The sequence below is a fragment of the Sodalis sp. C49 genome (genome assembly GCF_046352915.1).
In the GTDB taxonomy this organism is placed as follows: Bacteria; Pseudomonadota; Gammaproteobacteria; order Enterobacterales; family Enterobacteriaceae; genus Acerihabitans.
The window spans coordinates 4173852-4200769 of sequence record NZ_CP163303.1; the positions used below are offsets into that span (position 1 = coordinate 4173852).

Consider the following 26918-nt stretch of genomic DNA (forward strand, 5'->3'; position numbering starts at 1 on the left):
GGTGCCTCACCCGGCCATCAGCGCCTGGAAACGGTCCAGCGCCAGCGCGGCATACAGCCGCGGTTCGTTCATATACAGGGTGACCAGCTCTAGGGTGCAATAGCCGTCGTAGCCCCGTGCCGTCAGTTCGCGCATCAGAGGGGCCAACGGGATTTTCCCTTCGCCGGGTATATAGTGGCTGTCGCTGGCGCCGTCGCTATCGACGATATGCACATGGCGCAGCCGTTCGCCGAGTTTATCGAAATAGCTGGTAATTGGCTCACCCTGGACAAAGGGGGCGCAGATATCCACCATGCCGTGCAGCCGGGGTGACGGCACCGCTTCCAGCACCCGCAGCACATCGTTGGCGCTGCACACCACGTTCGACTCGTAAGGCGTCAGCGGTTCCAGCAGCAGATCGATACCGATATTCTCCGCATAGGCCGACAGCTCGCGCAAATTGTCCACCAAACGCGGCCAGATTTCGGCGGGCGTGGCGAGATAACCGGCGTGGGCGGCGGAGATAAGCGTAAAACCCGCCCCCATTTCCCGGGCCATGTCCATCGCCAGCATGATCATATCCAGGCTTTCGTGCCGCATACGCTCGCTGCCAATCATCATGTTATAGGGATAGGCATTGGTTTCCGGCGTATAACCGATAATCGGCAGCTGGTAAACCCGCGCCAGCTCTTTGACCTGGCGGATGTCGCCCGCTTTCAGGTCTGGGGCAAACGCATGGGGGCGTCCGCCCCAGATTTCGATACCGTCATAGCCTAACTCATGGGCGTCTTTAAAGGCCTGCTCCAGCGGCAACCGCTGGTGCCCGCAGGTAAACATACCGGTTTTCATATTTCGTCCTTATTATTTTGTAGGGTAAAGCAACGGGCGGCGGCGCGCCGCCCGATAATCCGTCGGTTAGTATTCCACCAGCCCACCGTAATAACGGCGCTCGTCCGGGTGATGATCTTTGTAGATGGCCAGGTAATAACACAGCCATTCCATAGGCACGAACATCAGGAACGGCGCCAGCCAGGGATGCATGTTCTGGCAGATGTCGGCATAGTCGATCACGATGACGTTATCGGTGCGTTGCCTGACGAAACGAATCGCGCGCTCTGTGGTATGGCGGCTGCCGTCATTGCCCAACAGGAACAGGAAGGGCACGCCGGGCTCGACGATTTCCAGCGGACCGTGGGGAAATTCGCCGCTTTCGATTACCGAGCCGTGGGTCCAGGTAAATTCCATCAGCGTGACGATTCCTTCTTTGTAGCCTAACGGCCGCAGCGGACCGGCGGCGACGGTATAAATCAACGGCCAGGGCGCGGCCTGTTCGCCCAGCGCCCGTCCTTTTTCTTCCCAGGTCCGTACCAGATGCCCCAGCGCCTGCGGCAGTTTGCGTAAATCGCGGCTTATATGGTCGATTTCCTCGTTAGGCTGCAGCCGGGTGATCATCTCCAGCGCAACGGTGTAGCACAGCAGCAGATGGATTTCCCATATGCAGTCGGCTTCATAGGCGATCAGATGATCCGCGGCGCTGGCAATGGGGCTATCGGCGCGTTTGGTGATGGCGGCGGTTAGCGCGCCGCGTCCGCGCGCGATGCCCAGTGCCTGGATGACCTCTTCCGTCTTGCCGTAATCGGAAACGCCGATAACAGCGCACCTGGCGTCCAGGCGTTGCGGCGTGTTATCGCAAAATTCCCAGCCCGAATAGGCAAAACACTGCAGGCTGGAAAAACGATCGACCAGATGCTTGGCTGTCTGCGCCGCGTTCAGCGGGGAGCCGCAGGCGACAAAATAAAGCCGATCGATGCCGCGGCCAATCATCTCGTCAACAATGGCTTTGGCTTTAGGTACGTCGACGCGCAACACTTTTTCTACTTCCTGCACCATATTCTCGGTAACCAGGAAATCCACGGTGCTTTTATCCACATTTAACATACTGCTTTCTCCAGACAGGACTTAACGGGCGGTCAATACCGCGGTTTAAAGGGGGTCGGACGCCGACATACGCTTATTGCGCCGCTCCCAGAAGGCGTAGGCGGGCAGCCCGGTGGCGATGACAATCACCGCGCAGATCAGGCCGGGGACCGGCGCCCAGACAAAGGTGGAGGCCACCAGGATCATGCTTGAGGCCAGGGCGATAAATGTCATCAGGCCAAATGCCGGGGTGCGCCATAACGGGTTATAGTCAGCGCGCCGGCGACACCAGATGATGGAACCGAAGGTCAGCGTGTTCTTAAAACACATCACCAGCGTGAAATAACCAAGCAGGCTGGTCAGATCGGAGACATAGATAAAAAAGATACCCAGCGCGCATTGCAGGATAATAGAGATATCCGGCGTCTGGTATTTGGGATGGACATGGGCGAAACACTGGAAAAATAGCTTATCCCTGGCCATGGCATATTCCAGTCGCGGCTGGTACATCACGCAGCTCGACAGCGAACCCAGGATGACGATAACCGCAGTGATAGCGACAAATGTGCCGGCGACGGCGCCAAGGGAGGGCAGGTAGGTTAAGGCGTCGGAAATCGGCGTACCGGAGGATGCCAGCTTGTCGAAGGGCATCAGCCCGGTTATCACCAGCGCCAGCAGTGAATAAATCACCAGCACCAGCAGGCAGGAGCCAATCAGCGCCCTGGGCATGGTTTTCCCTGGATTCTTTATCTCGCCGGTCATATAACAAATCGAGGCCATGCCGGTATAGGACCAACTGGTGGCGGAAATGCCGGCCAGCAGCGCCATCAGGCCCGCGCCGACGCCCGCCGTCGCGCCCAAGGATTCCGGTGCGGCGATAAGGTTTTCGCCGCGAATATAAAAAATGCCCAGGCCGATGACAATCGCGAACGGAATGATTTTAGCGATAGTAATAAGCGTCTGAAACGTCGCCCCACCCTCTACCGAGCGCAGGTGAAGCAGCATAAAAAGCAGGATCAGGGCGGTGGCCAGCGCCTTGCCTGCCAGGGGGTCAATGGGGACGATAAAGTTGAGGTTGCTGACAATGGCCAGGGCCATGATGGAAAGCGAGGGCGCATCGTTAGCCCAGAAGCTCGTCCAGCCTGATAAGAACGCCAGCGGCCGGCTGCCGGCCTTTTTCAGGTAAATATAGTCCGCACCGTTTTCTGGGTATGCGGTGGACAGTTCGGCGTAAACGCACATTTGCGGGATGACGATCAGCCCGCCGATGATAAAGGCGGCAATGGTCAGCAGCGGCGTTCCTGCGGCTTTCGCCACTTCGCCGACGGAAACGAAAATCCCCGAACCGACGGTGGTTCCTACCGCAATGGCTAACACGGCCCAAAAGCCGAGTTTCCTCTGTAGTTCTTTAACGTCCATAAAAATTACCTTCTCGTTGTAGGGCGAGGTTTTTGCCGACGGATAACGGCGTTTGGTCATCACCAGGCTTTTTTTGCTATTGCAGTTTCGGGGTCTTCATTCGCTGGGTTGAGGGTTTTTATACATCAGCGGATGGATTCCGTTTCGCATCTCTGTATGATGACATATGATGAATATAACAACATATGATGAATTGGATTCGCTACGCCGATCACAAAATGCGGAAATGAATACAAAGAAAGCGCGCGGGGGTTGCCTGGCCGCTTGGCGCAGGAAGCTGCGGACAAGGGACGGCGGTTGCGTTAAGCTTGCCGGATGAATCCTTGCGTCCCGTCCTGTAACGAGGTGAACCGTGCCGGAATGTCCATTGCAATACATCATCAATGCCCGCCTGCCCCAGCGGGAAGGCCTGTGGCGCATTAGCGTCGAGCAGGGGCGTTTCGCGCGGATCACCGCCGCGCCGGAGACTCCGCCCGCCGACGCCGGGGAGGCGCCGGGAACGCTGGACGCCGGAGGCGGCCTGGTTATTCCGCCCTTTGTCGAGCCGCATATTCATCTCGATACCACCCAGACCGCCGGCGACCCCCACTGGAACCAGTCCGGCACGCTGTTCGAGGGCATTGAACGCTGGGCGGAGCGTAAAGCGCAGCTGACCCACGAGGACGTAAAACGGCGCGCATGGCAAACGCTTAAATGGCAAATTGCCAACGGCATTCAACACGTGCGTACCCATATCGACGTTTCCGATCCCACGCTGACGGCGCTCAGGGCGATGCTTGAGGTCAAGCGCGAGGCGGCGCCCTGGGTGGACTTGCAACTGGTGGCGTTTCCGCAGGAAGGCATTTTGTCTTATCCGCGCGGCGGGGAACTGCTGGAGGAGGCGTTGCGTCTGGGCGCCGATGTGGTGGGCGCTATCCCGCATTTCGAGTTTACCCGCGAGTACGGCGTGGAGTCGCTGCATACAGCGTTCGCCCTGGCGCTGAAATACGACCGGCTGGTGGACGTGCACTGCGATGAAATCGACGATGAGCAGTCGCGCTTCGTGGAAACCGTCGCGGCGCTGGCGCACCGCGACGGCATGGGCGCGCGCGTAACCGCCAGCCATACCACGGCGATGCATTCCTATAACGGCGCCTATACCGCGCGCCTGTTCCGGCTGCTGAAGCTTTCAGGCATCAATTTTGTCGCCAACCCGCTGGTGAATATCCATTTGCAGGGCCGGTTTGACGATTATCCCAAACGGCGGGGGGTCACGCGGGTCAAGGAGCTGATGGCGGCGGGCATCAATGTCTGTTTCGGCCACGACGATGTGTTTGATCCCTGGTATCCGCTCGGTACCGGCAATATGCTGCAGGTGCTGCATATGGGCCTGCATATCTGCCAGCTGATGGGGTATGAGCAAATTAACCGGGGCCTGGAGCTGATTACCGTTAACAGCGCCCGCGCTATGCACCTTGATGATTACGGTATCCAGGAAGGCAACAGCGCCAATCTGGTGATCCTGCCGGCGGAAAACGGTTTTGACGCGGTGCGCCGGCAAACCGCGCCGCGCTACGTGATCCGCCGGGGCAGGGTGATTGCCCAGACGCTGCCGTCGCAGGCGACGCTGTTTCTCGACGGCCCCGCGGAAAAGGTCGATTTCACGCGGTGACGCTGCTGGTTCAAGCCGTCACGTCGGCCAACTGCCGTTTAATCGTCTCGCCGATTTTTTTGATCGCCGCCTCGATTTCCGCCGTGAGCTGGGTGGCGTAGGTGAGGCGAAAACAATGGCGGTATTTGCCGGAGGCCGAGAAAATCGGTCCTACGGCAATTTGTATTCCCCCTTTTTCCAACTGCCGGTTCAGCCTGAGGGAATCAAAGTGCTCCGGCAGTTCGATCCACATTAAAAATCCTCCCTGGGGCCGGCTGACGCGGGTCTCCGGCGGAAAATAGGTCTTGACCCAGTCGGTCATGATATCGCAGTTAAGCTGGTAGCGGGCGCGCATGCGCCGCAAATGCTTCTGGTAATCGCCCTGGCGCACAAACTCGGCCACCGCCAGCTGGGGTTGCAACGCGGTGGCGCCGGTGCCGATATACTTCATATGAATCACTTTTTCCATATAGCGGCCGGGCACGATCCAGCCGACCCGCAGGCCCGGCGCCAGGGTTTTGGAAAATGAGCTGCACAACAGCACGCGGCCGTCGTCGTCAAAGGATTTAATGGTGTGCGGACGCGGATAACGGTAGGCCAGATCGCCATAGACATCGTCCTCGATAATCGGCGTATCGTAGCGCGCCGCCAGATTCAGCAGCGCCTGCTTGTACGCGTCCGGCATAATATAACCCAGTGGATTATTGCAATTGGGCGTGACCTGGATGGCCTTGATCGGCCATTGTTCCAGCGCCAGTTCCAGCGCGTCAAGACTGATGCCGGTCACCGGGTCGGTGGGGATTTCCAGCGCTTTGATGCCGAAGGCCTTCAGCGTCTGGGTCACGCCATGGAAACTGGGCGAATCCACCGCCACGATATCCCCGGGCTGGCATAACGCGTGAATGGCGATCGACAGCGCCTCGTGGCAGCCGGTGGTGATCATGATATCGTCGGGCAGCGCCAGGCAACCGCTGTCCACCAGCAGCCGGGCGATTTGCTCGCGCAGCGCCGGGGCGCCGCTGATATCGCCGTAGGTCATGCCGCGTAGGTCCGGATGCAGGGCGATGCGGCTTAACTGTCTGGTCAGCGGTCTTAACGTGGGCGAACTGATATCCGGCATACCCGGCCCCAGATGCACCATGCCGTCAACCGGATCGGATCGCAGCAGCTTAAGCACCAGATCCCATTGGGATATTTCCACCGGCCGCTGCGCCGGGCGGCACATGGCCGGCAGCGCGGCCGGTTCATGCTGCTGGCTGACAAAATAACCTGATTTCGGCCGCGCCTCGATCAGCCGCCGTTCCTCCAATACCCGGTACGCCTGTTGCACGGTGCTGATACTTACCTCATGCTCCAGGCTCAGGGCGCGCACCGAGGGCAACCGCTGACCGCAGGTATATAGCCCCTGCTCAATACGTTCGCCGATGATACCGGCCAGGTTGTCATAACGCGTCATATCGCCCTCATACAGGTTAAATTTTCTAAGTAAAAAGCAATACAGAATGGACGAAATCTAAGCATTACAGCGCTGATTATTATTATTTGTATGGTGAAAATACCGGATTTCTGAATCTGTACGGTATCAGCATACCGTTGCATGATAGTTCCATCAACCGACGAGGAGGAACCATCATGAAAAACACGTTAAAAATAGGCCGGACCCTTCCCCTGGACGTAAAGCCGCGCCACGCCGTCGGTCAGAATCCGCTGGTTGCGTTCTACCACCGGTTCACCGACTGGCAGCGGCGGCGGCGCAACCGCCTGATCTTAAGCGCCCTGAGTGACGATCAGCTGAAGGATATCGGACTTTCACGCAGCGAAGTCGCGTATCGGGACGAAAAAAAATAAGTTATTGATAAAGGATTTCTATCACAAGGACTGAATGAACCATGACCAATACCATTGCCGAACTAAGCGCCTTTTGCCTGTACGCGTTTGTCACGTCCATCACCCCCGGACCCAATAATGCCATGTTGGCCAGTTCCGGGGTGAATTTCGGTTTTTACCGTACCTTGCCCCATATTTTCGGCGTTAGCTGCGGGCTGTGCTTGATGATACTGGCCATCGGCCTGGGACTGGAGCGGTTGTTCCAGCTCTATCCCATGCTGTTTCCCCTGGTCAGGGTGAGCGGCGCCTGTTACCTGGTCTATCTCGCGTGGCGCATCGCCAACGCCGTGGCGCCGTCGGGCGGCCTGAGCGGCGCGGCCGTGCCGTTGGGCTACTGGGGCGCGGTGGTTTTTCAATGGCTGAATCCCAAAACCTGGCTGATGGCGATAGGCGCCGTCACCGCCTATGCCCCGCTGCAATATCATTTTCGCGATATTGTGCTGATCGCCCTGATTTTTACCCTGATCAACGCTCCCTGCGTCAGCGCCTGGGCGGCCTTCGGCAGCATGTTGAAAAACAGGCTCGGCCAGTCGCACCGGCAGATGATGTTCAATCGCCTGATGGCCGCGACGCTGGTCTTGTCGCTCTATCCACTGCTGGTGCGCTAGTCCCTGCCCGGGCCAGGCATGCGCGTGGCCAGCCGGTTATTCGCCCGCGTGTCCGTGCAGCCTATGGCGGGTGACGAAACCCAGCGACAGGCACAAGACGAACACGGCGAGATACAACGCATTGGCGGTTATGAGCGCGAATTTTACCCCCAGATGCGCGACGATAGGGCCGGTAACCACAAATGTCAGCATGGTGCCGATGGTGCCGCAGGTGAGAATGGTGTTCACCAGTTTGGGAGAGGTCACCCGGGTTTGCTGCGAGCCAAGGGTGATAATGGTGGTATAAATGGCGCTGGAAACAAACCCCAGCCCCAGCAGGTAATAATGCAGATGTTCCCCATGGCCGGAGGTGATAAACAGATACATCAGGACGGCGGACAGCGCGGCCAGCAGGGTAACGATGCGCTGTAAATCCACATGGCGCAGTACCGCGCTGAAAAACCACATGCCGACCATATACGCCGTCCAGAAATTACCCACCAGCCCGCCGGCCTGCTCGATATCCATGCCGAAGCTGTGGGTCGCGTATTCAGGCACCCAGGCGATAAAACCCAACTGCCCCAGGATATAACACAGCGCGGCGGCCGACAGCAGCAGTACCCCTGCGCCCCATTTTTCCCGGGCCGGCGGCACGGCCAGCGGATCCCCCGCGCGGTCTTTCTTGCCCAGCACCGGAAATTCGCTCAGCAGCGTCAGGATAAAAATGGCCACGTACAGCAGGCCGATACAGGCGTACACCCAATACCAGGTAATATGGCGCGCCAGCAGCACGCCGGCCAGGATGGGGAATACCGCCCCGGCCATACTGAAAAACGAGTCGGTAAACAGCAGGCGCGAACCCCTCTGCCGTCCCGTGTAAAGGTAAGCGATGAGATAAGTGCCGATGGACATGGTAATGCCGCTCACCACGCCCAGGACAAACATCGACAGCGAAAACAGCGCCAGGGTATGCCCGCTCATCAGGCCGGCGATGGCGAGCACCATCAGCGCGAAGCCGAAAATCAGCTGGCGTTTGAGCGGGATAATCTCCATCAGCCAGGCGTTCAGGAAAATCGCCAGCAAAATACCGGAGTTGAGAAAAGTGAAGGTGGCGCTCATGGCCGAAACGGGGACCTGAAAATACGCGGCAATATTGCTTAACACCACGCCGGTGACAATCACCAACGCGCCGGTCAATCCGTACGAAAAAAAACTAATCCACGTTAGCAGCAGTCGATTTTTGTTATTCATCATTGGCCTGTTAAATGTCGACGCCCGACCGGCTTGCCGCCCGCCGGCATCATTGTTGCCTTACTGTTACCGATTGGGCACAAATACTATCATGGCGATTTATGCCGTGGACATAAAAGTCGCCCCGCCGGACATTTTCAGCGATTTTTGCAATATCTGTTTAACGGCGGTAGACCCATCCCGCCCGCGCGGGAGGTCCTTCCCGGCGACGATATAAAACCTGTTACGTAAAAAACGGTAAATGGGTAGCGTAAGCGCGGCCCGCTCTTTAGAATCAGAGCCCTTCCTGTTGCCCATGTATTAAAAAGGAACCCTTCATGCTGAAACGAAACCTGGCCACCGCCGCACTGGTTTTCTCCCTGGCGGCGGCTTCTTGCCCGGTGTTCGCCGCCGGTCAGGACACCCATGTACTGCTGACGACCTCGGCGGGGAATATTGAGCTGGCGCTGGATAATCAAAAAGCGCCGGTGGCGGTGAAAAACTTTGTCGATTATGTGAACAGCGGCTTTTACAACAACACCATCTTCCATCGCGTCATCCCCGGTTTTATGGTCCAGGGCGGCGGTTTCAACCAGGATCTGACGCAAAAGACCACCCAGGCGCCGATAAAAAACGAAGCGGATAACGGCCTGCGCAACCTGCGCGGCGCCGTCGCTATGGCCCGCACCAACGACAAGGACAGCGCCACCAGCCAGTTCTTTATCAACGTTGCCGATAATGCGTTCCTCGATCATGGCCAGCGTGATTTCGGTTATGCCGTGTTCGGCAAAGTGGTCAAGGGGATGGATGTGGCCGATAAAATTGCCCAGGTGCCGACCAAAAACGTCGGGCCTTACCAGAATGTGCCGGTAAAACCGGTGACCATCCTGTCCGCTAAAATTATGCCATAATCCCCGCCGCGGCCAGCTTAACGGGAAAGGTCGCCATGGCCTTTCCCCGGCGGCCCGTCGCCGTCGTCCGCGCCTCGCTTCCCGGCGAACCCGCCAATGCCGGTTATACTTCATGTTATTACCTCAAGGTCGCAGCCAGGAGGCATGACATGAAAAAAATGACTGAAAAACAAAAAGCCAGGTTGTTCCAGCAACGCCGCAATGAGAATTTCCACGCCAGCAACCGCCTCGAAGGTTTTACCGCCGAACCGGTTACCCTGACGGCGCAAGAGGCCTTGCTGCGCATTGACGAGCTCAGGAGGCATTATGAACGATAAATTCGGCGACGGACGCGATCCCTATTTTTATCCCGGCCTCCCGGTATTGGCCAACCGGCTTAATATTCATGAGTCCGCCGGCCTGCGCGAGGCCGAACTGGCGCTAACCGGGCTGCGCGCCGCGACGATAGAACTGGGGCCGCCAAAGAGGGGACTGCCCTGGCTATGCGCCCTGCATCGCCAGTTGTTCCAGGATGTTTACGACTGGGCCGGGCAGTTGCGCACGGTTGATATCTATCAAAATGAAACCCGCTATTGCCATTTTGCCTACCTGGAAAAGGAGGGCAACGCGGTGATGCAGCGTTTGGAGGATGAAGACTATCTGCGCGGGTTGTCCCTGGACGCAATCGTGCCGCGCCTGGCGCAATATTATGCCGACATCAATATGCTGCACCCGTTCCGGGAAGGCAACGGACGGGCGCAGCGGGTCTTCTTTGAGCAGTTGATTATCCATGCCGGTTACGACGTGCGCTGGCGGCCCATCGAACGGGAGGAGTGGCTGGCGGCCAATGAAGCCGGCGCCTTTGGCGACACGGGACCCCTGGCCGCCCTGTTTGCCCGCGTGGTCGCCGAACCGGGCGAGCCCGATTAAGCCTGCCGGCGCCGCGTTGATTATCCGCCGGGACGCAGGTCGATGCTGTCGACGCGATCGGGATAAAACGCCACGTAATCCTTAATGGCGGCGACGGCCTCATGGGGCGATTCGTAGCTCCATACGGCATTGCGCGAGCGCAGTCCGCCCGGCGTTATGCTGTAGTACGCGCAATCGCCTTTATACGGGCAATAGGTGGCATGGTCGGTCCTTTCCAGCAGCGTCATGTCCACATCGGCGCGCGGGATATAATGCACCGGCGGATAGTCCGCTTCGCGCAGGGTCAGCGACTTTCGGCTGTCGGCGACGGTATGGCCGCCGACGGACACCACGATGCGCTGCGGGTTGGGCTCAATGGTGATCGGATGATCGGGACCTGGTATTTTAACGGGTTTGGTATTCATAACGGTATTACCTCGGTGCGTTATCGTGACGTCCGGGGGACCCGCCGCAATAAACCGCGGCGGGGGTATCCGGCCTGTGACCGGCCATGGCGTACTATCGCAGCCTACGCCTTTGCGCGTGCGGCGTGTTACCGCCAGTGCTCCCTAGCCTTTACTCTCCCGGCAAGCAGGCTGCGGCCTCGGCCACCGGCAGGATGCACGCAAGCCACGTGAAGCCGCGCCGCCGCCCCGAAGGCGTTGTTTACGCCGTCTGTTGATGCTGTTCCTCGCGGCGCTGATGCTGCCACATCGCCGCGTAGCGGCCGTTTTGCGCCAGCAGCGCGCCATGGCGTCCGCGCTCGGCGATGGCGCCGTCCTCCAGCACGAGAATCTCGTCGGCATCGACGATAGTGGACAGCCGGTGGGCGATGATAAGGGTGGTATGATCGCGGCTGACCTCGCGCAGATGCGTCTGGATCTCGCGTTCGGTCTGGGTATCAAGTGCGCTGGTGGCTTCGTCGTAGACCAGGATGGCGGGATTTTTCAGCACCGTGCGGGCGATGGCCACCCGCTGCTTTTCACCGCCGGACAGTTTTAGGCCCCGTTCGCCGACGCGGGTCTCGTAGCCGTCGGGCAGGCTGACAATAAAATCATGGATATGCGCCAGCCTGGCGGCCCGCTCGATTTCGGCAAACGTGGCGTCGGTATTGCCATAGCCGATGTTATAGCGCAGGGTATCGTTAAACAGCACGGTATCCTGCGGCACGATGCCGATGGCACGGTGCAGGCTCGCCTGGGTAACGTCGCGGATATCCTGCCCGTCCACGGTGATGGCGCCGGCATCGACATCATAAAAACGAAACAGCAGGCGCGACAGCGTGGATTTGCCCGCGCCCGACGCGCCGACCACCGCCACGGTTTTCCCCGCCGGAATGGTAAATGTGATATTGCCCAGGATGGGGCGGCGCGCGTCATATCCGAAACCGACGGCGTTGAACGCCACTTCCCCGCGGGTAACGCGCAGCGGCGCGGCGCCAGGGCGATCTTCAATTTCTCTTTCCAGCGTGAGCAGATCAAACATATTATCCATATCGATCAGCGCCTGGCGTATTTCCGCATAAATAAAACCAAAAAAATTCAGCGGCTGATACAACTGCAGCAGATAAGCGTTAACCAGTACAAAGTCGCCCAGGGTCATGGTGCCCTGGGTAATGCCGCGCGCCGCCATGGCCATCATCGTGACCAAACCGACGGAAATCACCGCCGTCTGGCCAATGCTCAGCACCGTAAAGCTGAATTGGTTTTTAATGGCGGCGCGCTCATACAGCCGACGCGAGCTGTCAAAGCGCTGGCACTCGAACGCCTCATTGCCGAAATATTTCACGGTCTCGTAATTAAGCAGGCTGTCGAGGGATTTATTACTGGCGTCGGCATTGGCCTGGTTTAATTCGCGGCGAAAGCGGGTACGCCATCCCACCGCCGTAATGGTAAACAGGATATACGCGCCGACGGTGGCCATAATCGCCACCGCGAACCAGATGTTCAGCAGCCGCCACATAATGGCCGCCACCAGGCTGATTTCAAATAAGATGGGCACGATGGAGAACAGTACGCGCGACAGCACCGTCGAGACCGCCTGGGTTCCCCGCTCGATGGACAGGGACAACCCGCCGGTGCGCCGTTCCAGATGAAAACGCAGGCTTAGGGCATGCAGCTGGCGGAAAACGCGCAGGCCCAGCAGCCGGGTGGCGTTTTGGCTGACATAGATAAACATCACGTTGCGCAGTTCATCAAATAACGATGCGCAGACCCGCGCCAGACCGTAGGCGAGGATAAGCCCGATGGGCACGGCCAGCAGCCGCGCCTGGTCGCCGCCCAGCCGGTCGACGATGGCTTTATAGGCCAGCGGCACCAGCGACGTGCCGACCTTGGCCACGATCATAAACAGCAGCGCCGCCACCAGATAGTAGCGCAGCTTAGGGTTATTCTTGGGCCACAGGTAAGGCAGCAGTATTTTCAGCGGCTTATAACGGTGCATGCGTTGTTTTTTTATCCCTGACGATATGACAATATGGCCGGTAGCCTGCGGGCGGGCGTCGGGTGAATATCACACAGGTCCTGATCTCCTGTCCAGGCAAAGGACGCTATCCTGTGTGGCTGGCGGGGCACGGGCCGCTATCTAAAATGCATCCTGTTGTTATTCAATAAAAATCTATTTACCAGTAGGATATACCGGCGATGTTGCTGCTTATCGATAACTATGACTCCTTTACCTACAACCTGTACCAATATTTTTGCGAGCTGGGCGCGCAGGTAGAGGTATGGCGCCACGACCGGTTGCAACTGGCCGATATCGAGCGCATGGCCCCGCGGCAACTGGTGATTTCCCCGGGTCCCGGCACCCCCGACGAGGCCGGCATTTCATTGGCGGCCATTCGTCATTTTGCCGGCAGGATACCTATACTCGGCGTCTGTCTGGGTCATCAGGCCATTGCGCAGGCTTTCGGCGCCCGCATCGTGCGCGCAAACCAGGTGATGCACGGCAAAACCTCCGCCATTACCCATGACGGCCGCGGCGTCTTCGCCGGGCTGGCCCTGCCGCTGACGGTCACCCGCTACCATTCCCTGGTGATCGACCGCGCCGGCTTGCCCGATTGCCTGGAGGCGACCGCCTGGAGTCTGCGCGACGGCGCGCGGGATGAAATTATGGGCATCCGTCATCGAACCCTGCCGCTTGAAGGTGTACAGTTTCATCCTGAAAGCGTGCTCAGCGAGCAGGGGCATCAACTCCTGGCGAACTTTCTTGCGTGTTAGCCGATCGGCATGTTGATATAGCATTAACGGACAAGGCCACGGGCAGCGGCTTTTTTTCGCTCTGATAGTGATAAAACGATTGCACTGGAGTGATTTTTTATTCATATTTTATGACTATAATATCACTTCTTGATTTGTTGCGGACCGGGTAATTACATATGAATACAGATAATAGCGCAGTAACGCGGGAAACTTTCGACCAGGTTATTCTGCCGGTTTATGCACCGGCGCAGTTTATTCCGGTCCGGGGCAAGGGCAGCCGGGTATGGGACCAGGACGGAAAGGAATATATTGATTTCTCCGGCGGCATTGCCGTCACTGCGCTGGGACATTGCCACCCGGCGCTGGTCGCGGCGCTGAAAGCCCAGGGCGAAACCCTATGGCACACCAGCAACGTCTTTACCAACGAACCGGCGCTGCGCCTGGCGCGCAAGCTGATTAACGCCACCTTTGCCGACCGGGTGTTTTTTGCCAACTCGGGCGGCGAGGCCAATGAAGCGGCGTTTAAGCTGGCGCGTCACTACGCCATTACCCGCCACAGCCCCTATAAAACCAAAATCATCGCTTTTCATAACGCGTTCCACGGCCGCACGCTGTTTACCGTTACCGTGGGCGGGCAACCAAAATATTCCGACGGCTTCGGGCCAAAACCGGCGGATATCGTCCATGTGCCTTTTAACGATCTGGCGGCCGTCAAGGCGGTGATGGATGATCATACCTGCGCCGTGGTGGTGGAGCCGATTCAGGGTGAAGGGGGCATTATGCCCGCCACGCCGGAATTCCTGCAGGGCCTGCGCGATCTGTGCGACCAAAATCAGGCGCTGCTGGTGATGGACGAAGTGCAGTGCGGCATGGGGCGCACCGGCAAGCTGTTTACCTATATGCACTATGGCGTAACGCCGGATATTCTGACCACCGCCAAGGCGCTGGGCGGCGGTTTCCCCATCAGCGCCATGCTGACTACGGAAGAGATCGCCTCGGTGATGAAAGTGGGCACCCACGGCACCACCTATGGCGGCAATCCCCTGGCCTGCGCGGTATCCGAGGCGGCGCTGGATGTGATTAACCAGCCGGAAGTCCTGGCGGGCATTAACGAAAGGCACGATCGTTTCGTCAGCGCGCTCCAGGCGATTGACGACAAATATCAGGTATTTTCGGATGTGCGCGGCATGGGCCTGCTGCTGGGCGCCGAACTGCGGCCGCAGTTCCATGGCCGGGCGCGCGAGTTCCTGCACGCCAGCGCCGCGCAGGGCCTGATGATCCTCAACGCCGGTCCGGACGTCATCCGTTTCGCGCCGTCGCTGGTGGTGGAGTTCGCCGATATCGAACAGGGCATGGCCCGGTTTGAACAGGCGGTGGCGCAGGTTATCGCCGCCAAACCCTAAGGCGCGCGGCGGGAGACTAATGGCTTAACCGGCGCGCCAGCCAGTTGCCGTGCTGCGGCCGCTGGCGCCAGGCTACCGATGAAATCGTATGCATCACGCCCAGATGGAACAGAATACGCCGCAGATGGCGTTCCATCAGGGTGCCGGGCAGCTCCGGCGTTTCGCCGGCGGCGTCCATCACCGGGCTGTCTGAGCTTGGGCCGTCATATTCCAGCCGTTGCTGGCAGCGCTGCAGCGCCACCTCGCAAGAGGCCAGGTACTTTTGCGCCAGCGTCGGCGTCAGCATGTAGTGATCCCGCGCCAGGATGGTCATGGCATTGATGTGCTCGACGATGAACTGGCTATGGGTCACCCATAAACGCATATCGGTCAGATAGCGCGAATTAAACGCCGGCTCCCGCATCGCCTGGCTAAGCGACGTAAACAGCGCGTTGTGCGCCTGGTTGACCTTCATGCGCGCGTAGGCCAGCGCCGCCGGCTCGGGGGCGGGTTGCAGCAGCAGTCGCAGCGCGTCCTGGTCCCGCTCCAGCGCCAGATGGGCGTTTTTGCGCAGCATACCGCTTTGCCACTGCGGCCATAACCACAGCATGCCGCCGAACGCCAGCATACAGCCGATCAGCGTATCCACCAGCCTGGGCACCAGGAAATGCGCGCCGTTCAGCGACAGTAGCTGCAACGTATACACCGCGGTCACCGTCATGCCGATCATCGCCAGGCCGTAATTTTTGCGCAACACCAGGTAAGACGCCAGCGTCAGGAACAACATGCACAGCAATACCGTGCCGTCGCTCAGCCTGAATTGCAGCGTGCCGGCGGCAATCACCAACCCCGCCAACGTGCCCAGGGCCCGATGCTGGATCCGCACCCGGGTGGCGTTATAGCCGTTCTGGCTGACAAACATCACCGTCATTAAAATCCAGTAGGGTTTGGGGAGATCCAATACCAGCCCCAGGCTGCTGCCGATGGCCAGCATAATCCCAAGCCTTGCCGCGCTGCGCAGCGCCATGGATTTAAAGGAACAGTAGCTGACCAGCGCATGCCAAAACGACAGCCGCTGCTGGTTGTCGGCCATCAGGTCGCGGCGGTAAAGCGGGCGCTGGGTACGCAGCAGCCGGGCGATACGGCTGAAATGGTAATAACAAAACTGTCCGACCGGATTATCCGGATGCCGGTCGGCAATTTTTTCCAGGGCCGACAGCGCGGTGGCCATGTTAAAACGCCCCGGCTGCCGGTGATAGAGAATATCATCCGCCAGTACCCGCAACCGCGCGGCAATCAGCCGGGCGTTATAGCGGATAACCGCCTCGGCGTGGCTTTGCGCCACCAGTTTTTGTACTTCGTCCGGCTGGTGCAGGCTGACGGCGATATGCTCCTGCAAATCCAGCGCCACCTGGAAAGAACGCAGCAGGCGTTTGTACTGCAGCTGATCATTGGCCGACAGCATATAAAGCTGCTGGTATACCTGGGCAATCAGATCAATCACCGCCTGCTGGCGGGCAAACAGCGGCGGCAGGGCGGTTTCCGGATCGGTATGCTGTGTCAGCAGGGTATATTTCGCCTCGATATAATCCGCCAGCTCCCGATACAGCAGGCTAAGCGATTCCCGCATCGGCTGCTCCTTCCACAACCGGAACCACAGGGCGTTGAACAGCCCGTACCAGGCGGTGCCGGCAATATACAGCAGCGGCGGCACGGCGGGCGGCACATTGCCGGCCAGCCCCAGGGTAAAGATGGCGGCGATAAGCGCGGCGGGCAATAAACGGCCGTGCAGCGGGCTGATTTCACCGGTAACGCCGAACAGCAGCGCCAGGCCGAGCATCACCAAGGGCAACGGCACCGGCACGGCCAACAGCACCTGGATCAGCACGCTGCTCAGCGCGAACAGCACGCCGCCGACGGCCAGTCGCTTGAAAAACCGTTTATGCAGGGTATCGAGGCCGGCGATATTGCAGCAGGCAGGGACCAACGAAAACAGCAGGCCGTTTTGCAAGCTGCCGAATAACAGGCCGGCGGCCACCGGCAGGCATAGCACGATGGTTTGCCGCAGGGCATAGTTTACTTCAGGGTGGTAGATTAACCGGCGCCACATACTGTCAGCAAAAAAAGCGTGGTACGAAGCACCACGCCTGTATAACGGGGCTATCAGCGCGTGCCGTAAACAACAATGGTTTTACCGTGCGCGGATATAAGATTTTGATCTTCGAGCATTTTAAGAATACGTCCTACCGTCTCGCGGGAACAGCCGACAATCTGGCCGATTTCCTGACGGGTGATTTTTATCTGCATGCCGTCGGGGTGGGTCATGGCGTCGGGTTGTTTCGCCAGGTTCAACAGGGTTTGCGCTATGCGTCCGGTAACGTCCAGGAATGCCAGGTTGCCGACTTTTTCCGACGTTACCTGTAAACGACTGGCCATTTGCGCCGACAGGCGCATCAGGATATCCGGATTCACCTGAATCAGCTGCCGGAATTTTTTATACGAAATCTCGGCGACTTCACAGGCGGTTTTCGCCCGTACCCAGGCACTGCGTTCCTGACCTTCCTCGAATAGGCCGAGCTCACCGATGAAATCTCCCTGGTTAAGATAGGAGAGAATCATCTCTTTGCCTTCTTCATCCTTAATCAGCACCGCCACGGCGCCCTTAACGATGTAGTAAAGCGTTTCAGCCTTTTCACCCTGATGTATAAGTGTACTCTTCGATGGATACTTATGAATATGGCAATGAGACAGGAACCATTCGAGAGTCGGGTCTGTTTGCGGTTTGCCGAGAACCATTCGCTGTTATCCTCTTTTGTCATCGCTATCCCAGGTTCGGGACATCGTATTCCCTGTTACGGCGCTTGTATTATTCACTCTGACTCCGCGTTTAAACGGAGCGACGTAAGGGAACTTATTAGGGTCTGGTAATGTGATGTTCCGATCGATCTCTTGCCCTTTCATTATCATGAGGCCGATCCAGCCTTGTTTTTAGCATAGGTTTGAAGCAGTGTCTTCTGTTGTCTTGCTTCAGCATGAAGTATGTTCAGTAACATTGCCAGTTTTCCAACAAAAATGTAGTCTGCTGGAAAGCTTTTCATCAGGAGTATCATAATGCAGGCACGGGTCAAATGGGTAGAAGGGTTGTCTTTCATGGGCGAATCCGCCTCGGGCCACCAGGTTTTGATGGATGGGAACGCGGGCGAAAAAGCGCCCAGCCCAATGGAAATGGTATTGATGTCGGTCGGCGGCTGCAGCGCCATTGATGTGGTATCGATTTTACACAAAGCGCGGCAGGACGTCCGGGACTGCGAGGTCAAACTCACCTCCGAGCGCCGCGACGAGGCGCCGCGCCTGTTTACCCATATCAACCTGCATTTTATCGTCACCGGCGCCGGGCTGACCGACAAGGCGGTGGAGCGGGCGGTGACGCTATCGGCGGAAAAATACTGCTCGGTCTCACTGATGCTCGGCGCGTCGGTCAATATGACCCACAGCTTTGAAGTGCGCGACGAACACCACGCCCCAGCCGCCTAACCGGCCCGCCAACACCGCACTCCAACCCGGCGTGTTCAAGGGAGAGCGCGCCAATGGGGTCGAATCGGGCATGGTTTCTCTGCCCGACCGAGCGCCCCATGGCCCGGTATGCCCGCCAACACCGCGCTCAAACCCGGCGTGTTCAAGGGAGAGCGCGCCAATGGGGTCGAATCGGGCATGGTTTCTCTGCCCGACCGAGCGCCCCATGGCACGGTATGCCCGCCAACACCGCAGCGAATCCTGGCGTGTTCAAGGGAAAGCATGCCGATGGGGCCGAATCGGGCGTGGTGTTCCCGCCCGACCGAGCGCCCCACGGTATGGTAGGCCCGCCAACACCGCACTCAAACCCGGCGTGTTCAAGGGAGAGCATGCCGATGGGGTCGAATCGGGCGTGGTGTTCCCGCCCGACCGAGTGCCCCACGGTATGGTAGGCCCGCCAACACCGCAGCGAATCCTGGCGTGTTTAAGGGAGAGCATGCCGATGGGGTCGAATCGGGCGTGGTGTTCCCGCCCGACCGAGCGCCCCACGGTATGCTAGGCCCGCCAACACCGCAGCGAATCCTGGCGTGTTCAAGGGAAAGCATGCCGATGGGGCCGAATCGGGCGTAGTGTTCCCACCCGAGGCCTCGAGTTTACTTAATTTCCTTTCCTTCCAGCAACTGCTGTACCAGCGGCCCCATTATCAGCTCCATCGCCAGCCCCATCTTGCCCCCGGGCACCACCAGCGTATTAATATTGGAAATAAAGGAGCCTTGCAGCATCGCCAGCAGGTAAGGCAGGTCGATATGCGCCAGGCTACGGAAATGAATAACGACAAAACTTTCGTCAAGTGAGGGAATCGCCTTGGCGGCGAAAGGGTTCGACGTATCGACGGTCGGCACCCGCTGGAAATTGATATGGGTGCGGGAAAACTGCGGCGTGATGTAGTTAATATAATCCTCCATCGACCTCACCACCGAATCCATCACCGCCTCGCGCGAATGCCCCCGCTCGCCGGTATCGCGCACCAGTTTCTGGATCCACTCCAGGTTGACGATGGGCACCACGCCCACCAGCAAATCCACGTGCTTCGCCACGTCATGGCTATCGGTTACCACGCCGCCGTGCAGCCCCTCGTAAAATAACACGTCCGTCGGTTCCGGCAACGCCTGCCAGGGCGTAAAGGTACCGGGGATCTGGTTATACGGCACCGCCTCGTCATACGTATGCAGATATTTACGCGACTGGCCGCGGCCGGTATCGCCATACTGATGAAACGTATGCTCCAGCAGGCCAAAGTTATTGGCGTCCGGACCAAAGTAGCTGATATGGCGCCCTAAATCCCGCGCCTTGCGGATCGCCATATCCATTTCCGGCCGGGTAAAGTGATGAAAGCTGTCACCCTCCAGTTCGGCGGCGTGGATATTCAACTGCTGGAATATTTTACGAAACGCCAGGCTGGTGGTGGTGGTGCCCGCACCGCTGGAACCGGTAACGGCAATAATGGGGTGTTTTGTCGACATGGTAACCCTACGCTTGGTTGAATTGCGGCGTGAAGAAGTGCGCCCGGCATCAAGGCCCAGAAGTGAGTGTTAGCATATTTAGCGCTTAGGGGCCAGGGGCTTCGCTATTCGCCCGGCGTATCTCCGGCCTGGTCATTAAACCGGCCGCGCGGCATGATATTGATATTTTCATGCAGTTCCGACCAGACCACCACCGCCTCGCCGCTTATCAACTGGCGTTTTACATCCTCGACCTTTTGCGCCAGTGATTTCTCCTGCTCGCCATAATCGGTGCCCTCACGCAGTACAAAGGACTCGATCAGGTTATAGAGCGTGTCAGGATCGATTTGTTCCCAGGGAATAATCACGATATTGTGTCCCGATAGTCAATAAATCAAGGTGTTGAGTAAATTTCACCTGTTATGCCTTGTACATCCCCGTGCGCACTGGTAGCTTCATACGCGTTATTTTACGGGGAGCCGCCAAAACGTGGAACTGAGTCTTTTTCTGTCAATGCTGGGGTTTCTCTGGGTGGCCGCCATTACCCCTGGCCCTAATAATATGCTGCTTACCGCCTCGGGCGCCAATTTTGGCTTCTGGCGCTCGATGCCGCTGATGATCGGCATCATGCTCGGCATGCAATGTATCCTGCTGCTGGTGGCCTTCGGCATCGGCGGCCTGATCACGCTTTATCCGTCCCTGCATTTTATGCTGAAGGTGGCGGGCAGCCTTTACCTGCTGTGGCTGGCCTGGAAAATAGCCACCGCCGCCTATGAAAAACTGGAAACCGACGCGCCGCCCCCCCGGCCCATTCCCTTCTACCAGGGCGGCCTGCTGCAATTCCTTAATCCCAAGGCCTGGCTGATGGCGCTGGGCGCGGTGGCCAGCTTCAGCCTGAGCGGCAGCGCCTATATCACCTCCGTCGGCGCCATCAGCGTCGGCATCGTCAGCGTCAATATCGTCTCCGGCGTTATCTGGCTCGGCTTCGGCACCCTTATCGGCCGGCTGCTGCGCAGCAAACGCGCCTGGATCGCTTTTAACGTCGCCATGGGCCTGCTGACGGCGGCCTGCGTATTGCTGATCTGGCGCTGACGCGCTTATTGCGACTCGAACTCCCGGGTCAGGGTCTCCAACTGTTCCTGGGCGTCCAGCCACGCCATTTCCGCCTCTTCCAGCTGCGATTTAACCTTGGCCTGCTGTTGCAGGGCCAGGGCCAGGTCCGCTTTACGGCTGATATCATACAGCGCCGCGTCGGCCAGTCCGGCCTCGATGGCCGCCAGCTCCGCGCCACGTTTTTCCATTTGCTGTTCATAACGGGTAATGGACTTGCGCAACGGCTGGGTCTGATTGCGGAAATCCGCCTCGCGCCGCTTCTGGTCTTTCCTGGCCTGAGCATTATTGGTCTGCGGCGCCGGGGTCTCGGTATCATTGCCGTCCTGCGCCGCCGCCTGGCGCTGCTGATCCACCAGCCACTGCTGGTAATCCTCCACATCGCCGTCAAACGATGCGACGCGCCCGTCATGCACCAGATAAAATTCATCGGTGGTGGAACGCAGTAAATGCCGGTCATGGGACACCACCACCAGCGCGCCGTCGAAATCTATCAGCGCTTCGGTCAGCGCCTGGCGCATATCCAGATCCAGATGGTTGGTCGGTTCATCGAGCAGCAGAAGGTTGGGACGCTGCCAGACAATCAGCGCCAGCACCAGCCGGGCCTTTTCGCCGCCGGAAAAACGCGCGGTCGGTTCGGTCACCTTATCGCCCCGGAAACCAAACCCGCCCAGATAATCGCGCAGCGCCTGCTCATACTCCTGCGGCGCCAGCCGGATCATATGCGCCAGCGGCGATTCGTCGGCGCGCAGGAACTCCAGCTGATGCTGGGCGAAATAACCCAGCTTGATGCCTTTCGCCAGGCCGATGGTGCCGGACTGCGGCTCAAGGGTGCCGGCCAGCAGCTTGATAAGCGTCGACTTGCCGGCGCCGTTGCGTCCGAGCAGGCCGATGCGCGAACCGGGCACCAGGTTAAGCTTGATGGAATTAAGAATGGTGCGCCCGCCATAACCGGCGCTGACTTTCTCCATGCTCAGCAGGGGGCTCGGCAGGCTTTCCGGAGTACGGAACTTGAACTGGAAGGGATTATCCACATGGGCCGGGGCGATCAGCTCCATCCGCTCAAGCATCTTGATCCGGCTTTGCGCCTGCTTGGCCTTGGTGGCCTGGGCACGGAAACGGTCGATATAATGCTGCAAATGGGCCACTTTTTCCTGCTGGTGCTGGAACAGCGACTGCTGTTGCGCCAGCTTGGTCACCCGCTGCTGCTCAAACGACGAGTAGTTGCCGGTATATTCGTTCAACGTCTGCTGTTCAATATGCAGGATTTTATTTACGATAGGATCGAGAAAATCCCGGTCATGGGAAATCAGAATCAGCGTACCGTCATAATTCTTCAGCCATTTTTCCAGCCAGATGACTGCATCCAGATCCAAGTGGTTGGTCGGTTCATCAAGCAACAGCAAATCGGAGCGGCAGATCAGCGCCTGCGCCAGGTTAAGGCGCATACGCCAGCCGCCGGAAAAATCCCGCACCGGCTGTTGCAATTGATCCTGGCTGAACCCCAGCCCGTGCAGCAGGCTCGAGGCGCGCGGCCGAATGGTCCATGCCTCGATAACGTCCAGCTTGCCGTGCACGGTGGCGATGGCGTGGCCGTCGTTTTTCTCGTTGGCGAGCTGGAGGTCGGCTTCCAGCTGGCGATACTCGCGATCGCCGTCGATAACATACTCCAGCGCCGGCACGTCAAGGGCCGGCGTCTCCTGGTTAACCCAGGCCATCGACCAGTTGGCGGGGAAGGTCACGCTGCCGGCGTCGCAGCCGAGTTCATGCTTCAGCAATGCCAATAATGTTGATTTGCCGCAGCCGTTCTTGCCGACGAGTCCGACCTTTTGCCCGGGATTCACCGTGGCGGTGGCGTTATCCAGCAGTACGTTGGTACCGCGGCGAATTTGCAGTGAGGAGAAGACAATCATAAAGCGCCATAGTTTGAGAGTATGTTAAATTAACATTATTGAATGCTATCCAGGATAACCTGTCCTGGTTTCAACTTTGCGAAGCATGGTAGCGGAAAAGCCGCGCCCTGACGACGCTTTGGAGGGGAATTGATCGCGCAGCCACCCAAAGTTTTGTTGTTGTATGCCCATCCGGAATCACAGGATTCGGTTGCCAACCGGATTTTGCTGCAGGCGGCATCGTCGCTCGAGCATGTCACCGTACATGATCTTTACGCCTTTTATCCGGATTTTTTTATTGATATTCACCACGAACAGCAATTATTGCGTGAACATCAGGTCATTGTGTTCCAGCACCCGCTTTATACTTACAGCTGCCCGGCATTATTGAAAGAGTGGCTCGACCGGGTGCTGGCGCGCGGATTTGCCAGCGGCATCGGCGGCGACGCCCTGGCGGGGAAATACTGGCGAACGGTTATCACCACCGGCGAACCGGAGGGCGCTTATCTTAACCGCGGCTACAGCCGCTACGGCATGGAGGATATTCTACGCCCGTTCGAATTGACCGCCACCATGTGCCGCATGCATTGGGTGCGCCCGCAGGTGATCTATTGGGCCAGAAGGCTGGATCCCGTCGTATTGGCGCGCCATGCCGGCGAATACGCCCAATGGCTGAAAGAGCCGCTTAACGAAAGGGGACAACGCATTGGATAGCAGTCCGTCGTTTTTGACCGCCGTGGTGCTGTTTTTATTCGCCGCCGTCGTTGCGGTGCCCATAGCCCAGCGCCTGGGCATAGGCGCGGTGATCGGCTACCTTGCGGCGGGTATCGCCATCGGCCCCTGGGGGCTGGGTTTTATCCGCGATGTGGACGAAATCCTGCACTTCTCCGAACTTGGGGTGGTGTTCCTGATGTTTATCATCGGCCTGGAGCTGAATCCGTCGAAGCTATGGGAACTGAGGCGATCGATCTTCGGCGTCGGCGCCGCGCAGCTTTTCTTTACCGCGTTGCTGCTGGGCGGGGCTCTTTACCTGACCCATGCCACCTGGCAATCGGCGCTGATTGGCGGCATCGGCCTGGCCATGTCGTCCACCGCCATCGCGCTGCAGCTGATGCGCGACAAAGGCATGAACCGCAATGAAGGCGGCCAGCTCGGCTTTTCCGTCCTGCTGTTCCAGGATATGGCGGTAATCCCCACGTTATCCCTCATCCCTATCCTGGCCGGCGGCGGCAGCGAACCGAGCGATTGGATGAAAATCGGCATGAAGGTGGCGGCGTTTTTTATCATGCTGGTGGGCGGGCGCTACCTGCTGCGGCCGCTGTTCCGTTATGTCGCCATGGCTAATGTGCGCGAGGTGTTTACCGCCGCCTCGCTCATGGTGGTGCTGGGCGCGGCGCTGTTTATGGATATGCTCGGATTATCCATGGCGCTGGGCACCTTTATCGCCGGCGTGCTGCTGGCGGAGAGTGAATACCGCCATGAGCTGGAGATCGCCATCGAGCCGTTCAAGGGATTACTGCTCGGCCTGTTTTTCATCTCGGTGGGCATGGCGCTCAACCTGGGCATTTTATATGTCCACTTGCTGACCGTGGTGGCCGGCCTGGCGGTCCTGGTGCTGGTCAAAGGGACGGTATTGTATATCCTGGCGCGGATATCCGGTCTGCGCAGCTCGGTGCGGCTACAGTTCGCCGGCGTGCTAAGCCAGGGCGGGGAATTCGCCTTTGTCCTGTTTTCCGCCGCCGGCGCGCAAAAAATCCTCTCGCCCGATCAGCTGGCCCTGCTGCTGGTCACCGTGACGCTGTCGATGATTACCACCCCCTTATTAATGCAACTCATCGATCTTATCCTGGTCCGACGTTACAATGCCCAGGACGAGGAGGGTGAAAAACCCTTCGTCGACGATGACGAGCCGCAGGTGATCATCGTGGGTTTCGGCCGTTTCGGCCAGGTGATAGGCCGCCTGCTGATGGCCAATAAGATGCGGATTACGGTACTTGAGCGCGATATCAGTGCGGTAAGCCTGATGCGCAGCTATGGTTATAAGGTGTATTACGGCGATGCCACCGAGCTTGAGTTGCTGCGCGCCGCCGGGGCGGAGAAAGCAAAAGCCATCGTGGTCGCCGCCAATACGCCGGAAGACAACATGACCATCGTGCACCTGTGCCAGCAGCATTTCCCGCACCTGAAGATACTGGCGCGGGCGCGGGGCCGCGTCGAGGCCCATGAGCTGCTGCTGGCCGGGGTGAATCAATTTTCGCGGGAAACTTTTTCCAGCGCGCTGGATCTGGGCCGCAAGGCGTTGTTGGAACTGGGGATGCATCCCCACCAGGCCTATCGCGCCCAGCAGCATTTCCGCCGCATCGATACCCGCATGCTGCGGGAGCTGATGCCGCAGCTGCAGGGGGATGTGGCGCAAATATCCCGCGTCAAGGAGGCCCGGCGCGAGCTGGAGGATATCTTCCAGCGCGAAATGCAGCATGAACGTCGCCAGCTTGACGGCTGGGAAGATAACCATCCGCAGGGAGATAAACACCATGACGGCAAAGCGTAAACGTTTTATTGCCGGCGCGGTATGCCCCGAGTGCCAGGCGAAGGATACCCTGGCGGTCTGGCAGGACCAGGGGACGGATAACGTCATTTGTGTAAAGTGCGGTTTTACTCAGCGCCAAACCGACCCGGCGGCTGCGGATAAAACGCCGGCAAAGGATCGCATTATCGGTATTTTTGATCCGGAGTAGCCTTATACCCTCAATTTTTTTAAGCTGAAGGATACATGCGCGTAAATTTTCGTTAGAATCTGCGCCAATTCAGTTTCCAACGGTAGGAGATATCATGAAAGTAGCAAAAGACCTGGTGGTCAGCCTGGCTTACCAGGTACGGACAGAAGATGGCGTGTTGGTCGATGAGTCTCCGGTGAGTGCGCCGTTGGACTATCTCCATGGGCATGGTTCTTTGATCTCGGGCCTGGAAAATGCCCTGGACGGCCACGATGAGGGCGATAGCTTTGATGTGCATATCGTTGCCGACGATGCCTACGGTCATTACGACGACAACCTGGTGCAGCGCGTCCCGAAAGAGGTGTTCATGGGCGTCGAGGAACTTGAGGTCGGCATGCGTTTCCTGGCCGAGACCGATCAAGGCCCGGTGCCGGTTGAAATTACCGAAGTCGACGGCGACCATGTGGTGGTGGACGGCAACCACATGCTGGCCGGCCAGGATTTGAACTTCCACGTCGAGGTGCTGGCTATTCGCGAAGCGACGGCGGAAGAACTGGCCCACGGCCATGTTCACGGCGAACACGATCACGAGCATGAAGGCCATGACCACGATCACGGCGGCGACTGCTGCGGCGGCCACGGCCATGACCACGAGCACAAAGGCGGCGGATGCGGCGGCAATGGCGGCTGCGGTTGCCACTAAACCCGGTTCGCTCGGACCCCGATAGCCGATGGGGCGGGTTTTTCCGCCCCGTTTTATTGGTTATTCAACGAATTAATTAAAATTAATAGTGCGGCGGCGGCGTCTCTTCCGATTGAGACGCGATAATCGAGGTTTGCTGCGTGCGCAGTTTCTCCGACAATAAGCGCAGTTGCTCCTGCAGCCTGCCGATATCCCGTTGATGCGCGACGACGGTCTGATTCAGTTCATCTATCGTGACTTCCTGGAACGCAAGCCGGCCTTCCAGCAAATCAAGACGTTGTTCCAATTGGGATAACTCCATAGTGTCTCCTCCTCTCAATACCGTTTATCATGGAATAGGGGCGATCGCGTCGGCCCGACCTCATACCCGGATTAAGCTGCGACAACAACCAGGTGTTATTCTATCGGTAAATGACGATAAATGCCCGCCGAAAGCCTATTATATGCCCGC

28 protein-coding genes are annotated in these 26918 nt (G+C 58.4%); 14 read left to right on the forward strand and 14 right to left on the reverse strand.

The window, feature by feature from the left end; genetic code table 11:
- Window positions 1-6 precede the first annotated feature (6 nt).
- The 3 genes from frlC to frlA all read right to left on the reverse strand — a co-directional run bounded on the left by frlC (window position 7) and on the right by frlA (window position 3315).
- Window positions 7-828 carry a fructoselysine 3-epimerase gene (gene frlC / locus ABUK12_RS18685; protein ID WP_410013244.1) on the reverse strand — a complete coding sequence of 274 codons (822 nt, stop codon included), beginning with the start codon at window positions 826-828 and terminating at the stop codon, window positions 7-9.
- 66 nt (window positions 829-894) lie between these two features.
- On the reverse strand, window positions 895-1917 hold the full coding sequence (gene frlB, locus ABUK12_RS18690) for a fructoselysine 6-phosphate deglycase (protein WP_410013245.1): 1023 nt from the start codon (window positions 1915-1917) through the stop codon (window positions 895-897).
- A 45-nt stretch (window positions 1918-1962) separates the two neighbouring features.
- Window positions 1963-3315, reverse strand: a complete 1353-nt coding sequence (frlA, locus tag ABUK12_RS18695) for a fructoselysine/psicoselysine transporter FrlA (protein WP_410013246.1) — start codon at window positions 3313-3315, stop codon at window positions 1963-1965.
- A gap of 367 nt (window positions 3316-3682) precedes the next feature.
- Here frlA and ABUK12_RS18700 point away from each other — a divergent pair, with 367 nt between their 5' ends.
- Window positions 3683-4966: a cytosine deaminase gene (locus tag ABUK12_RS18700; protein ID WP_410013247.1), complete on the forward strand. Its 1284-nt coding sequence runs from the start codon at window positions 3683-3685 to the stop codon at window positions 4964-4966.
- A gap of 10 nt (window positions 4967-4976) precedes the next feature.
- Here ABUK12_RS18700 and ABUK12_RS18705 read toward each other — a convergent pair whose 3' ends face one another.
- Complete coding sequence (locus ABUK12_RS18705; RefSeq protein WP_410013248.1) at window positions 4977-6401, reverse strand: PLP-dependent aminotransferase family protein; 1425 nt, start codon at window positions 6399-6401, stop codon at window positions 4977-4979.
- Window positions 6402-6577: 176 nt separating this feature from the next.
- Between ABUK12_RS18705 and ABUK12_RS18710 the strand changes: the two genes are divergently transcribed.
- Entirely contained in the window at window positions 6578-6793 is a 216-nt protein-coding gene (locus ABUK12_RS18710) for a DUF1127 domain-containing protein (RefSeq protein WP_410013249.1), read from the forward strand.
- 41 nt (window positions 6794-6834) lie between these two features.
- Entirely contained in the window at window positions 6835-7440 is a 606-nt protein-coding gene (locus ABUK12_RS18715) for a LysE family translocator (protein ID WP_410013250.1), read from the forward strand.
- A gap of 36 nt (window positions 7441-7476) precedes the next feature.
- Here ABUK12_RS18715 and tsgA read toward each other — a convergent pair whose 3' ends face one another.
- Window positions 7477-8670 carry an MFS transporter TsgA gene (gene tsgA, locus ABUK12_RS18720; protein WP_410016711.1) on the reverse strand — a complete coding sequence of 398 codons (1194 nt, stop codon included), beginning with the start codon at window positions 8668-8670 and terminating at the stop codon, window positions 7477-7479.
- A 317-nt stretch (window positions 8671-8987) separates the two neighbouring features.
- Here tsgA and ppiA point away from each other — a divergent pair, with 317 nt between their 5' ends.
- From ppiA to ABUK12_RS18735, 3 genes are all read left to right on the forward strand, one after another.
- The gene (gene ppiA, locus ABUK12_RS18725) at window positions 8988-9560 is read left to right on the forward strand and encodes a peptidylprolyl isomerase A (RefSeq protein WP_410013251.1); all 573 of its coding nucleotides are present in this window, start codon (window positions 8988-8990) and stop codon (window positions 9558-9560) included.
- Window positions 9561-9709: 149 nt separating this feature from the next.
- Window positions 9710-9877: a YhfG family protein gene (locus tag ABUK12_RS18730; protein WP_410013252.1), complete on the forward strand. Its 168-nt coding sequence runs from the start codon at window positions 9710-9712 to the stop codon at window positions 9875-9877.
- On the forward strand, window positions 9867-10469 hold the full coding sequence (locus ABUK12_RS18735; protein WP_410013253.1) for a putative adenosine monophosphate-protein transferase Fic: 603 nt from the start codon (window positions 9867-9869) through the stop codon (window positions 10467-10469). The genes ABUK12_RS18730 and ABUK12_RS18735 overlap by 11 nt, the downstream gene beginning before the upstream one ends.
- Window positions 10470-10489: 20 nt before the next feature.
- Here the strand turns inward: ABUK12_RS18735 and ABUK12_RS18740 are convergent, their stop codons facing one another.
- Both ABUK12_RS18740 and ABUK12_RS18745 read right to left on the reverse strand, forming a co-directional pair.
- Entirely contained in the window at window positions 10490-10873 is a 384-nt protein-coding gene (locus tag ABUK12_RS18740; RefSeq protein WP_410013254.1) for a DUF427 domain-containing protein, read from the reverse strand.
- A gap of 241 nt (window positions 10874-11114) precedes the next feature.
- On the reverse strand, window positions 11115-12890 hold the full coding sequence (locus tag ABUK12_RS18745) for an ABCB family ABC transporter ATP-binding protein/permease (RefSeq protein ID WP_410013255.1): 1776 nt from the start codon (window positions 12888-12890) through the stop codon (window positions 11115-11117).
- Between the two features lie 200 nt (window positions 12891-13090).
- On the opposite strand from ABUK12_RS18745, the gene ABUK12_RS18750 reads away from it, so the two are divergent.
- The gene (locus tag ABUK12_RS18750; protein ID WP_410013256.1) at window positions 13091-13666 is read left to right on the forward strand and encodes an aminodeoxychorismate synthase component II; all 576 of its coding nucleotides are present in this window, start codon (window positions 13091-13093) and stop codon (window positions 13664-13666) included.
- 158 nt (window positions 13667-13824) lie between these two features.
- Window positions 13825-15051, forward strand: a complete 1227-nt coding sequence (locus tag ABUK12_RS18755; RefSeq protein WP_410013257.1) for a bifunctional acetylornithine/succinyldiaminopimelate transaminase — start codon at window positions 13825-13827, stop codon at window positions 15049-15051.
- A 16-nt stretch (window positions 15052-15067) separates the two neighbouring features.
- Here ABUK12_RS18755 and ABUK12_RS18760 read toward each other — a convergent pair whose 3' ends face one another.
- From ABUK12_RS18760 to ABUK12_RS18770, 3 genes are all read right to left on the reverse strand, one after another.
- Window positions 15068-17140: a YccS/YhfK family putative transporter gene (locus ABUK12_RS18760; protein ID WP_410013258.1), complete on the reverse strand. Its 2073-nt coding sequence runs from the start codon at window positions 17138-17140 to the stop codon at window positions 15068-15070.
- A gap of 53 nt (window positions 17141-17193) precedes the next feature.
- Window positions 17194-17826, reverse strand: coding sequence for a cAMP-activated global transcriptional regulator CRP (crp, locus tag ABUK12_RS18765; protein WP_034895576.1), 633 nt, complete (start codon window positions 17824-17826; stop codon window positions 17194-17196).
- A 167-nt stretch (window positions 17827-17993) separates the two neighbouring features.
- The gene (locus tag ABUK12_RS18770; RefSeq protein ID WP_410016823.1) at window positions 17994-18182 is read right to left on the reverse strand and encodes a hypothetical protein; all 189 of its coding nucleotides are present in this window, start codon (window positions 18180-18182) and stop codon (window positions 17994-17996) included.
- On the opposite strand from ABUK12_RS18770, the gene ABUK12_RS18775 reads away from it, so the two are divergent.
- Window positions 18142-18564, forward strand: a complete 423-nt coding sequence (locus ABUK12_RS18775; RefSeq protein WP_410013259.1) for an OsmC family protein — start codon at window positions 18142-18144, stop codon at window positions 18562-18564. The two genes, ABUK12_RS18770 and ABUK12_RS18775, sit on opposite strands and share 41 nt — an antisense overlap.
- Window positions 18565-19196: 632 nt before the next feature.
- Here ABUK12_RS18775 and ABUK12_RS18780 read toward each other — a convergent pair.
- Both ABUK12_RS18780 and ABUK12_RS18785 read right to left on the reverse strand, forming a co-directional pair.
- On the reverse strand, window positions 19197-20066 hold the full coding sequence (locus ABUK12_RS18780) for a phosphoribulokinase (RefSeq protein WP_410013260.1): 870 nt from the start codon (window positions 20064-20066) through the stop codon (window positions 19197-19199).
- A gap of 104 nt (window positions 20067-20170) precedes the next feature.
- The gene (locus tag ABUK12_RS18785; RefSeq protein ID WP_410013261.1) at window positions 20171-20413 is read right to left on the reverse strand and encodes a YheU family protein; all 243 of its coding nucleotides are present in this window, start codon (window positions 20411-20413) and stop codon (window positions 20171-20173) included.
- A gap of 121 nt (window positions 20414-20534) precedes the next feature.
- On the opposite strand from ABUK12_RS18785, the gene ABUK12_RS18790 reads away from it, so the two are divergent.
- Window positions 20535-21137: a LysE family translocator gene (locus ABUK12_RS18790; RefSeq protein ID WP_410013262.1), complete on the forward strand. Its 603-nt coding sequence runs from the start codon at window positions 20535-20537 to the stop codon at window positions 21135-21137.
- Window positions 21138-21142: 5 nt separating this feature from the next.
- Here ABUK12_RS18790 and ABUK12_RS18795 read toward each other — a convergent pair whose 3' ends face one another.
- Complete coding sequence (locus ABUK12_RS18795) at window positions 21143-23068, reverse strand: ABC transporter ATP-binding protein (RefSeq protein ID WP_410013263.1); 1926 nt, start codon at window positions 23066-23068, stop codon at window positions 21143-21145.
- 132 nt (window positions 23069-23200) lie between these two features.
- Between ABUK12_RS18795 and kefG the strand changes: the two genes are divergently transcribed.
- The 4 genes from kefG (at window position 23201) to slyD (ending at window position 26467) form a co-directional block, all read left to right on the forward strand.
- Entirely contained in the window at window positions 23201-23761 is a 561-nt protein-coding gene (kefG, locus tag ABUK12_RS18800; RefSeq protein WP_410016712.1) for a glutathione-regulated potassium-efflux system ancillary protein KefG, read from the forward strand.
- Complete coding sequence (gene kefB, locus ABUK12_RS18805; RefSeq protein WP_410013264.1) at window positions 23754-25598, forward strand: glutathione-regulated potassium-efflux system protein KefB; 1845 nt, start codon at window positions 23754-23756, stop codon at window positions 25596-25598. Before kefG ends, kefB begins: the two co-directional genes overlap by 8 nt.
- Entirely contained in the window at window positions 25582-25785 is a 204-nt protein-coding gene (locus tag ABUK12_RS18810; RefSeq protein WP_410013265.1) for a YheV family putative zinc ribbon protein, read from the forward strand. The genes kefB and ABUK12_RS18810 overlap by 17 nt, the downstream gene beginning before the upstream one ends.
- A 94-nt stretch (window positions 25786-25879) precedes the next feature.
- Complete coding sequence (gene slyD / locus ABUK12_RS18815; RefSeq protein WP_410013266.1) at window positions 25880-26467, forward strand: peptidylprolyl isomerase; 588 nt, start codon at window positions 25880-25882, stop codon at window positions 26465-26467.
- Between the two features lie 82 nt (window positions 26468-26549).
- On the opposite strand, the gene ABUK12_RS18820 is transcribed toward slyD, so the two are convergent.
- Window positions 26550-26768 (reverse strand): protein SlyX, encoded by a 219-nt coding sequence (locus ABUK12_RS18820; RefSeq protein WP_162367218.1) that lies wholly within the window; start codon window positions 26766-26768, stop codon window positions 26550-26552.
- Window positions 26769-26918 lie beyond the last annotated feature (150 nt).